Annotated in this window: 9 protein-coding genes; 1 reads left to right on the forward strand and 8 read right to left on the reverse strand. The window is 33.5% G+C overall.

The features are described from left to right. The first annotated feature begins 39 nt into the window (after positions 1-39). Positions 40-1,032 carry a LacI family DNA-binding transcriptional regulator gene (locus tag B6C99_RS08070; protein ID WP_086359372.1) on the forward strand — a complete coding sequence of 331 codons (993 nt, stop codon included), beginning with the start codon at positions 40-42 and terminating at the stop codon, positions 1,030-1,032. Positions 1,033-1,098: 66 nt separating this feature from the next. On the opposite strand, the gene era is transcribed toward B6C99_RS08070, so the two are convergent. The 8 genes from era to B6C99_RS08110 form a co-directional block, all read right to left on the reverse strand. Further along, positions 1,099-2,004: a GTPase Era gene (gene era, locus B6C99_RS08075; protein WP_086359373.1), complete on the reverse strand. Its 906-nt coding sequence runs from the start codon at positions 2,002-2,004 to the stop codon at positions 1,099-1,101. Then, entirely contained in the window at positions 2,001-2,675 is a 675-nt protein-coding gene (rnc, locus tag B6C99_RS08080) for a ribonuclease III (RefSeq protein ID WP_086359382.1), read from the reverse strand. The genes era and rnc overlap by 4 nt, the downstream gene beginning before the upstream one ends. A gap of 11 nt (positions 2,676-2,686) precedes the next feature. Further along, positions 2,687-3,688: a signal peptidase I gene (lepB, locus tag B6C99_RS08085; protein ID WP_086359374.1), complete on the reverse strand. Its 1,002-nt coding sequence runs from the start codon at positions 3,686-3,688 to the stop codon at positions 2,687-2,689. Positions 3,689-3,708: 20 nt separating this feature from the next. Then, a complete protein-coding gene (gene lepA, locus B6C99_RS08090) occupies positions 3,709-5,505 on the reverse strand; it encodes a translation elongation factor 4 (RefSeq protein ID WP_086359375.1) in 1,797 nt (598 codons plus the stop codon). 127 nt (positions 5,506-5,632) lie between these two features. Beyond that, positions 5,633-6,634 (reverse strand): MucB/RseB C-terminal domain-containing protein, encoded by a 1,002-nt coding sequence (locus B6C99_RS08095; protein WP_086359376.1) that lies wholly within the window; start codon positions 6,632-6,634, stop codon positions 5,633-5,635. A gap of 6 nt (positions 6,635-6,640) precedes the next feature. Next, positions 6,641-7,201: an RseA family anti-sigma factor gene (locus B6C99_RS08100; RefSeq protein WP_086359377.1), complete on the reverse strand. Its 561-nt coding sequence runs from the start codon at positions 7,199-7,201 to the stop codon at positions 6,641-6,643. Positions 7,202-7,236: 35 nt separating this feature from the next. Next, on the reverse strand, positions 7,237-7,809 hold the full coding sequence (gene rpoE / locus B6C99_RS08105; protein WP_086359378.1) for an RNA polymerase sigma factor RpoE: 573 nt from the start codon (positions 7,807-7,809) through the stop codon (positions 7,237-7,239). Between the two features lie 192 nt (positions 7,810-8,001). Further along, positions 8,002-10,482, reverse strand: a complete 2,481-nt coding sequence (locus B6C99_RS08110) for a class I adenylate cyclase (RefSeq protein ID WP_086359379.1) — start codon at positions 10,480-10,482, stop codon at positions 8,002-8,004. Positions 10,483-10,626 lie beyond the last annotated feature (144 nt).

Here is a 10,626-nt window from a genome sequence, read left to right on the forward strand (position 1 = left end):
AGTCGCTTTCTTTTAAATAATTACTTTAAATAACGATTTATGAAAGATAAACGCATTAGTTTACAAGATATTGCAGATTTAACTGGTGTGACTAAAATGACAATTAGTCGCTATTTAAAAAATCCTAATCAAATATCAGAAAAAAATAGAGAAAAAATTGCCAAAGTACTAAAAGAAATTAATTATATACCTAATCTTGCCCCACAAATCATGTTAGGTTCTCGTAGCCGTTGTATCGGTATCGCCATTCCATCATTTAAAAATCAAATATTTTTAGAAGTTTTAGCTGGTATTGAATCAATCGCGTCAACACATCACTATCAAACCATTATTACTAATTACAATTATGATAAGCAAATTGAGGAAGAGAAAATTATCAATTTACTATCTTATAATATTGACGCATTAGTTTTGATGGAAAAACAACATACAACAACTACGCTTGAATATTTAAAGACAGCTAAGATCCCTGTTATTGAGTTAATGGATATCACCAATACGTTTTTTGATATTCAAGTTGGATTTGATAACCAAAAAGCTGCATATGACATGACAATGCAGATGATTGCCTCCGGTAAAAAAAATATTATCTATTTTAACTCAATTGCTAGCGTGCGAGATAGTCAGCGTTATCACGGTTATGAGCAAGCAATGAAGCAATCAAAATTGGTTCCCCATCAAATTTTACCAAATTCGATTTCATCTATCGATTTAGGCAAACATCTCTTTCATAAAGCAATACAAGAATATCCGAATATGGATGGCGTATTTTGTACTAACGATGATATGGCCATTGGTGTTTTACTTGAATGCCAAAATTATAGCATCCCTGTTCCGGAACAAATCGCTATTTCAGGATTTCATGGATTAGAGGTTGGCCGAGCCAATAAACAAAATATTGCTACTGTGATCACGCCTCGATTCGAAATAGGTAAAGTCGCCACTGAATTACTGTTAAAAAGGCTTGATGGAGAGATAATTCCTAATAGCATCTGTCTGCCTTATCAAATTGAAAAAGGGCAAACCATTTAAAAAAGATTCAGAAATTTAAATGGTTCAGACAAAACTTTTCCTGAATCTTTTTTTAAAAGATTTAGATTATTCGTCACTATAACCTAAGCTACGCAGTGCTCTTTCATCATCAGCCCAACCCGCTTTTACTTTTACCCATAATTCAAGATGGACTTTGTTGTCAAAAAAGAGTTGCATATCTTTGCGAGCTTCAATGCCGATTTTTTTGATTTTTTCACCTTTATTACCAATAACCATTTTCTTTTGTCCATCGCGTTCAACTAGGATTAAACCGTTGATGCGATACATACCGGTACGTTCGTCAACTTTGAATTGCTCAATTTCAACCGTGACAGAATAAGGTAATTCATCGCCTAAAAAACGCATTAATTTTTCACGGATAATCTCTGATGCCATAAAGCGTTGTGAGCGATCAGTAATATAATCTTCTGGAAAATGGTGTTGACCAATAGGTAAATGTTTTTTAACAATATTTTTGATAATGTCAACACCTTCACCTTTTTCGGCACTAATTGGCACCACATCTAGGAAATTAATTTTTTGACTAATTTCTTGTATATGCGGTAGTAGTTGGGTTTTATCGGTTACATTGTCAATTTTGTTGATCACTAATAATATAGGTGCTTTACAATCCTTAAGTTTACCGGCAACCATCTCATCGTCTTCATTCCAGTGTGTACCTTCCACAACAAAGATAACCAATTCAACATCACCAATTGAACTGCTAGCAGCACGGTTCATTAAGCGATTGATAGCTCTTTTTTCTTCAATATGTAAGCCTGGTGTATCAATGTAGATAATTTGATCGTCACCTTGGGTATCAATTCCGACAATACGATGGCGAGTGGTTTGCGCCTTACGTGAAGTGATAGATACTTTTTGCCCAAGTAATTGGTTTAATAATGTTGATTTGCCGACATTTGGTCTGCCAACTATCGCAACAAATCCACAATGTTGTTTTGATTCTGTCATTTTATACCTAATTGGTTTAGAGCTTCTTGAGCTGCGGCTTGTTCAGCTTTACGACGGCTTAAACCTCGCCCCAAATATTGGTGATCATCGTTTTCAATTTTACATTGAATCAAAAACTCTTGTTCATGATTATCACCCGTTACTTCAAGGATTAAATAACAAGGTCTTTCATTTCGTATACCTTGTAAATATTCTTGTAACCGCGTTTTAGCATCTTTTTGCTTAACACCTGGTTGAATTTGATTTAGGCGAGTTTGATACCAAGATAAGATTAAGCGACGGATGTTTTCAATATCACTGTCCAGATAAATAGCACCAATAATGGCTTCTACCGCATCGGAGATAATTGACTCCCGACGAAAACCACCACTTTTCAATTCACCTTGACCTAATATTAAATGATCACCGAGTTTGAATTCTTTACCCATTTCAGCAAGGGTCTGTCCACAAACTAGACTGGCTCGCATTTGACTAAGGTCACCTTCATCTTGCTTTAGGAATCGATGATAAAGCTCATCTGCAATAACAAAACTTAAAATCGAGTCCCCTAAAAATTCAAGACGTTCATTATGCATCTTATTAGCACTGCGATGTGTCAATGCTAATTGAAGTAAAGTTATATCTTTAAATTGATAACCAATAGATTTTTGTAGATGATTCAAATTTTTCATAGTCATCGCAGTTAGTGGATCCCACCGATACGGCTGAATCGAATTCCCGTAGGCCATTCATCAGGTTGTTTTTCAAAGCTAATCCAAATAGCTGTTGCACGACCAACAAAATTTTCTTCAGGTACAAAACCAAAATATCGACTATCACCACTATTATCACGATTATCCCCCATCATAAAGTAGTTACCTTGTGGTACTACCCAAGTTGCTACTGGTTGACCCTCTTGGTGATAGAAATAATTTGGATCTTCCGTTATACCCTGTGTTGTTAGAATGTTGTGTTCCTTATCACCTAATGTTTCTTGTTGAATTCTCATATCTAATGAAATCCTAGTTTGAGAATCAACAATACCTTTATCCTTATATTGCTCCAAAGTATAGAAATTTGGATTAGATTTGCTTTTCTCATGTACTTGTTTCCAATTGCTTGCTTTTGGCTGAGTATAGTGCAAATCTAATGGTTGAGCTCGTTGCCCAAAACAGTTGTTATCGGATGGTTGACAAGCAGGATAAATAAGTATTTTCTTTTCATTCACCAAATAAACAATCTTATCGCCAGGTAAACCTACCACACGTTTAATTAAATCCATTTGCGGTATGTTAGGGTGCTTAAACACGGCAATATCTCCACGTTTTGGTGTTCCAGTTGGAATTAATACTTTATTATTAATAGGATTTTTTAAACCATAAGAAAATTTTTCCACTGCTATAAAGTCACCTATTAATAAAGTTTGCATCATTGAGCCCGATGGAATTTGAAAAGGTTCATAAATAAATGAGCGAATAACAAATACCACAAACAAAACAGGAAAGAATGATGCTAAGCTTTCAATCCAGCCTTTTGGTTTTCCAACTTCTGCAAGGATTCTGCCATCTATCTGACCATTATGGGCTTTACGCACTTCTTCAACTTTACGCTGTCTTGCTGGTTTCCATCGAAATTTCTCTAAAAACCAGAAAATCGCCGTAATAAATGTTGCTAATGTTAATACTATGGCAAATGTTCCAGCCATTTTTTTCCCTCTTTAACTAATTAATCTTTACCCACATGCAGAATCGCTAAAAATGCTTCTTGTGGTAATTCTACATTTCCTACTTGTTTCATGCGTTTTTTACCTTCTTTTTGTTTTTGTAAAAGTTTTTTCTTACGACTTACATCACCACCATAGCATTTGGCTAAAACATTTTTACGTAATTGTTTTACTGTAGAACGAGCTATAACATGATTTCCAATTGCTGCTTGAATAGCAATATCAAATTGTTGACGTGGGATAAGATCTTTCATTTTTTCAACCAATTCTCGCCCACGATAAGGTGCATTATCTTTATGGGTAATAAGTGCCAACGCATCAACCCGTTCACTGTTAATCAATACATCCAGTCTGACCATGTCAGCAACTTGGAAACGTTTAAAACTGTAATCTAATGAAGCATATCCGCGCGAAGTTGATTTTAGTTTGTCGAAGAAGTCTAAAACAACTTCGGTCATAGGAATCTCATAAGTTAATGCTACTTGATTGCCATGATAAACCATATTAATTTGTACACCGCGTTTTTCAGCACATAAAGTAATTACATTACCTAAATACGTTTGTGGGACCAATATATTACATTCAGCAATTGGTTCTCGCAGTTCTTGAATGTTATTGACTGCCGGTAGTTTTGCTGGGCTATCGACATAGATAAGTTCATTTTGTGTAGTTAAAACTTCATAAACTACAGTTGGTGCAGTAGTAATTAGATCAAGATTATACTCTCTTTCTAATCTTTCTTGAATTATTTCCATGTGTAATAAACCAAGAAAACCACAACGGAAACCAAATCCTAAAGCACCAGAATTTTCAGGCTCATAAAAGAGAGAGGCATCATTAAGGCTTAATTTACCTAATGCATCGCGAAATGCTTCATAATCATCAGAGCTAGTTGGAAATAATCCAGCATAGACTTGTGGTTTCACTTTTTTAAAGCCAGGTAAGGCTTTATCTGCAGGCGTTCTAGCTGATGTTAATGTATCACCTACAGGTGCGCCTAAAATATCTTTAATTGCACAAACCACCCAACCTACTTCACCACAATGTAAACAGTCTTTATCAACTTGTTTTGGTGTAAAGATGCCTAAACGATCAACATGATAAGTCATGCCGGTACTCATCACTTTGATTTTATCACCTTTATTTAACTCACCATTTTTGATACGAATTAGTGATACCACGCCTAAATAGTTATCAAACCATGAATCAATAATAAGTGCTTGTAGTGGTGCATTAGAATCCCCTTCAGGAGCAGGAATATCATGAACAAGTTGTTCAAGTACGTCAACTACACCAACTCCAGTTTTAGCTGAACATTTTACTGCATTGCTGGCATCTATACCAACAATGTCTTCAATCTCTTCGGCCACACGTTCAGGTTCAGCTGCCGGTAAGTCTATTTTATTAAGTACAGGTACGACTTCAAGATCCATATCAAGTGCAGTATAACAGTTAGCTAGGGTTTGTGCTTCAACCCCCTGTCCAGCATCAACTACTAGTAGGGCGCCTTCACATGCGGCTAGAGAACGAGATACTTCATAGGAAAAGTCAACATGTCCTGGAGTATCAATAAAATTGAGCTGATATGTTTGGCCATCTTGAGAATGATAATCTAAAGTAACACTTTGTGCTTTAATTGTAATACCACGTTCACGTTCTAGATCCATTGAGTCTAGAACTTGTGCTTCCATTTCGCGATCAGAAAGTCCACCACAGATTTGGATAATACGATCGGAAAGCGTTGATTTACCATGGTCAATATGGGCAATAATTGAAAAATTGCGAATATTTTTATTCATATCAATAAGTTATATTTTATTTATGTACTGTTAATTACCGTTAATGTTATTGGCTATAAATAACAAATCAAATAATCACGAAAATAGAAGCAAACATTCTACACATTAATAGTCAGTAAGCATAGTGTTATCGAGAGGTTTTCGGTGATTTCTCAACAATATTTTGTGCAATTCTTTCAATCGTGGCTTCGGGTAAATTACCAATAATGATAATATTCTTACTTCCCAAATTAGTCGAAAATATTGTTCGCCCACCTTGCTGAATAAGTTGATTTGATTGGCTTGCCTGCTCTAAAGAGACATTTACCGTAAAAGAAAACACACCATCAGAAAACAGTTTGGTCGCTATATCAGAACTATAAAAATTGACATTATAAGCGGCAATTTCTTTAAATCCTTTTGGCAACCATGCTAAACGCCAAGCATCAAGTAAATTATTCTGTTTTTCAATTGATAATAGAATTGGATAGGTTCGGTTATCAATATAATTTTTAAATTTTTTGGCATCAAAACTAACATCAATATCTAACACTTTTAATTGATTAACTATGTCATTATCATCATCGATTAAGTCTATTCGCAATGGTAGAAAATTTTCATCGTCGATCCAGATAACATAACTATAACGATCTCTATCTTTAGCAATTACTTTAACTAATTGGACACTACGATTGGCTGTCCTTGTTTTACCTAATAAAATAAAGTCATAAATACTTGCTAACGAGTTAAAATCATTATAGACAACGTCAGGAAAAGCCTCAGAAATACGAGAACTCGCAATCGAAAATGAAGGACTATCCGGTTGAAAATAACTGGTAGTATCGTTATGTAAAATGATCTCTTTTTCCGGCCCTTCAAGATAAAGTAACTGAGCATTGATATTTTCTTTTTTAACTGCACCTAAGTGATTATATTCAAAGGTTGTTGTAAATTGCTCTCTATCTTGAGATACAAAGTGCATTTGATAATCACTTGTTTGCACTGCTTTACTCATTTTATTTAATAAGTTTAATGCTTCATTTGTTTCAGTCGCTATCACTGATGTAGAAAACAATATAAAAAACAGAGTAATAATAAAATTATTACTCTGTTTTAATTTAAAATTTATTAAAGAAAATAAAAAATTCATATTTATTTAATGGGCATTTAACCTTTTTTGTAATTCATAATCTTGAACCAACAATCGAATCTTATCATATTGTCTTTTTTCAAGTAATTGCTGATTATTATGTTGTTGTATTCCACCGACAGGTGCAACACTAACACCCATAGGTACAGTATTAAGTGTCGGGATTAAACCTGTATCATCTGACTGACCTTGATGATATTGAACACCAGCAATAATTGCTAATGTAACACAAGCAGCTAGTCCAACCTGGCTAACTTTAACCATGGCGTCTTTGATCCTTACCCAAAATAGATTTTCAGCTTTAGGAATTGAAATCTCATTTTGAGATGGTTGCTCAGTTAATTGTGGGTATAAATCATCATCAACAATCGCCAAAGCAACTTGATTACTAATATCTAATGTTAATGAACTACCGTGCAATTCTCCTCGCATTGCGTCTCTTGCAATATGATAACGATGCCAGCAGGATTGCAAACTTTCATCATGGCTAACCATCTCAACAACGTGTTGATCAGTTAACTCACCATCCATTAATAATGAAAGTTGCTGTTTCTGTTCTATTTGCATAGTAGATACCTTAAATTTCTTGCTACTTAATTTATTTAACCAATTAAAGGTTTAATTTTTTCATCAATAGCGTCACGAGCTCTAAAAATACGTGATCTAACTGTTCCAACCGGTGTTCCCATAATTTCGGCAATTTCCTCATAACTTAAACCGTCAATTTCACGTAATGTGATAGCAGTTCTCAAATCATAAGGTAATGCTTCAATTGCTTCAAATACAACTTTTTCAACTTCTTTAGAAAGAACTAAACTTTCTGGGTTATCGACATCTCTCAATGAGTCAGCACCTTCGTAACTTTCAGCTTCACTAGCATCAATATCCGAAGATGGCGGTCGTCGACCTTGCGAAATTAAATAATTTTTTGCTGTATTAACCGCAATTCGGTACAACCAAGTATAAAAAATACTTTCCCCTTTAAAAGAGCTTAACGAACGATAAGCTTTGATAAAGGTTTCTTGCACAACATCAGGGACCTCAGAAGGTAAAACATAACGTGATACCAAATGAGCTAGCTTATTTTGATAACGAACGACAAGTAAATTAAACGCATTTTTATCTCCATTCAAAACGCGTTCAACTAAAGCTTGGTCTGTTAGTTGCTCCCCCATTAAAGGCCATTCCTCATCATGTTAATACTATTAGTGTGGCCCAAAATTGTACACTCTAACAGTTAGATTCATAAATTAAAAAAAAGTTCCCATTATTTTAATAAAAATTTCATTTCTTTAGCTAATTATTTTATTTTTTATCACGTTAAATACTAAAAAAATTATGTTCCTTAATTTTCTTAGTATATTTTTTTAACTAAAGTAATTGAGTAAGAAGATTTCACGTTTACCAACATCATTATAGGTAATTTGGTAAAATTGCGGCAAATTAAAATTAACAGAACTACTGGTGGTAAAAGTAAAGCGGTCATCTGATAATACATAAAAATCGTTAATGTCTTTAACCATGCTTTCTTTGGAACCGTTACAATTACGGTAAATTTCGATTTGATTATGCTCGTTTAAAATATATAAATCAAATCCATTTGCGGTATCTTCAAAAAAGAATTGAATGATACCTTCATAAGCAACAGTATCTATTTCTTTTGGTAATTCATTGCTTTCATCTAAAATATTTAGTGGCCTACCCTGAATTTTATTATTTGATACTGCGCCATAAAAATCAATGGCATTTTCAAATTGATGGAACGAAACACCAAATCGTTCAAAAAATAAATACCAAGACTCTCCATCTATTCTCAGTGGTTTAACTTGAGTTAAATTATTTTTAGTTGTAGTTAATCGTAAATCGACACAATCATACATCAACTTCTTCATTTGGTTTTTGATTTTATAGCTGAGTTGATTGCTATAGCAAAAAATTTCAACCAAATTAGGTAAATCAGCATCTTTATGCATACGATTAAGTAAAGCTTTTATTGCTTCTAGCACACACAAACTACCACTAAAATGTAAAACTCGAATTTCATTCCATGAGTTTCGATAAAGTAAATCAATTGTGCTAACTAAGCTTAGTTCTTGTTTACCATAATTTAAAACATTAGTGCTGATTTCGTCTTCTAATTCTAAATTGATCGTAGGATCATTTTCTAAATTTAATACGATAGCTAAATGTCGTATTTCACATGGCCCATATAATTGTTCTTCAGTTGGTATTGGAACATCAATCGGAAAGTAATTTTTTAAATTTTTAATAAGTTTAGTAATTTTTTGGTTATCTCGATCATCACCATCATAATAATAAAATTGGGTTGAATCTGAAATCAAACCATTAAAGTAACACCATCCAACTAATTTAACTAAATATTTACTATATTCTAAATATTGGTGTCCAACTATCGAACTAAGTTTGGGCGGGTGATTATAAACATACCACCCAGCTCGATTAATCCGATCTTCTTTAACATGAATAAAAGTTAATACTTGTTCTTGCAAATTATCAGAAATATTAAGTTTCAATGTGGATATTTTTCCGGGTAAAACTTCAAAAGAGGCATATAATTTTCGTGTCAATATCGCTAAATCTTGTGGACTGATCAGCGAATCTAGATTGTTACGACGGCCAAAATTAAGCAAATTACGATAACCGGTCATCATCGTATGTAATAATATTTCGTGTATTTCACGTACTTGTTCTATTTTCCACGTTTTACTTGCATCTAATTTTTCCAATAATGGTTTACGCCATTCCCACTTTTGAACAAATTCATTTAACACTTCACGCCGCCAAGACTGTAAATCACATTTTTGTGATAATTTTTCATTTACTTTTAAATAAAAGCAATGTCTAACTAACTCAAGACGCTGAAAATCTCTTATCTCCTTCAAATAGTTCGAGATTCGATCCAATAACATTAAGTATGAATCAAGATAATGATGCATATGGATTTCACCTTTTTGAATGAACTCCCGCATCTCAAAAGCGATAGGTCTATTCTTTGGATAAATTGAAGAATAAGCTTCAAGCAATAATGTTTTTAATACAGCTTTGAATGGTGAATCGATACTTTTATATAATTGCCATAAACTCGCACCAAAATACTCTTCGGCAGATAACCCTGTTAACGATCCAAAATCAATCCATTCTTCACGTTTGATGATATTAGATACAACTAATGCTTGAACACATTTTTCGTAGGTTGGATAAGTAACATTATTGACAGTAAAATCAGAGGGAACCGCAAACCACAATAATCGTTTACCTGCTAAAAGATTAGCTGAACGATAAAATTCCTCAAGCAGTAATATGTGCTGGGCAGAGCCACAGTTTTCCCCCATTAGACATTCATGATGTTGATTAATAAATCGGTCAACATCAACAACAAATAAAGTAAGTTTAACACCGAGATTTTTAGCCCAAGCTTCTATCAATCGACATTTCATTATTAATGCTTGCTTTTTAACTGTAGATAAATTATTTTCGATACATACCCATATATCTAGATCTGAAGTGATAGATTGTCCGATAGAACACGTACTGCCCATTGAATATAATGCAGAAATATCACTGTGATTTGTTTTATTTACCTCATTAAAATTAAAGTCATTATTTAACTGTTTAATAATTTCTTTGGATGGTTGATAAAATGCAATACCCAATGGTGTATCTTCATTCAGATAGCCTGGAAGTTTGGGGTGGTGAAAATGAAAAAGAATTGGCAACAATGAAAAAACACGCTGAAAACCCAAAGACATGCCACTTTGAGCTCGATTGTGTTTTAGTTTTGTAAGTTCATCAAGTTTTTCTTTTATCTCATTAATATTGTGTTGCATAGCATAATTCAGGTAGACAGATGTACTATTGACGAATAATTTCTTCAATAATTCTATATTATAACGTAAAAAGAATGTAAATTTAAAAATAAAACGAAATAAATATTATGATCACTGTAGAAAAAATATCACAATCTTTAAAAA

The organism is Gilliamella sp. N-G2 (assembly GCF_002142215.1).
Lineage (GTDB): Bacteria > Pseudomonadota > Gammaproteobacteria > Enterobacterales > Orbaceae > Gilliamella.

Excerpts from the sequence above, each read along its gene's own strand:
- B6C99_RS08070 (WP_086359372.1), top strand. The coding sequence starts at position 40 with ATGAAAGATAAACGCATTAGTTTACAAGATATTGCAGATTTAACTGGT.
- era (WP_086359373.1), bottom strand. The coding sequence starts at position 2,004 with ATGACAGAATCAAAACAACATTGTGGATTTGTTGCGATAGTTGGCAGA.
- rnc (WP_086359382.1), bottom strand. The coding sequence starts at position 2,675 with ATGAAAAATTTGAATCATCTACAAAAATCTATTGGTTATCAATTTAAA.
- lepB (WP_086359374.1), bottom strand. The coding sequence starts at position 3,688 with ATGGCTGGAACATTTGCCATAGTATTAACATTAGCAACATTTATTACG.
- lepA (WP_086359375.1), bottom strand. The coding sequence starts at position 5,505 with ATGAATAAAAATATTCGCAATTTTTCAATTATTGCCCATATTGACCAT.
- B6C99_RS08095 (WP_086359376.1), bottom strand. The coding sequence starts at position 6,634 with ATGAATTTTTTATTTTCTTTAATAAATTTTAAATTAAAACAGAGTAAT.
- B6C99_RS08100 (WP_086359377.1), bottom strand. The coding sequence starts at position 7,201 with ATGCAAATAGAACAGAAACAGCAACTTTCATTATTAATGGATGGTGAG.
- rpoE (WP_086359378.1), bottom strand. The coding sequence starts at position 7,809 with ATGGGGGAGCAACTAACAGACCAAGCTTTAGTTGAACGCGTTTTGAAT.
- B6C99_RS08110 (WP_086359379.1), bottom strand. The coding sequence starts at position 10,482 with ATGCAACACAATATTAATGAGATAAAAGAAAAACTTGATGAACTTACA.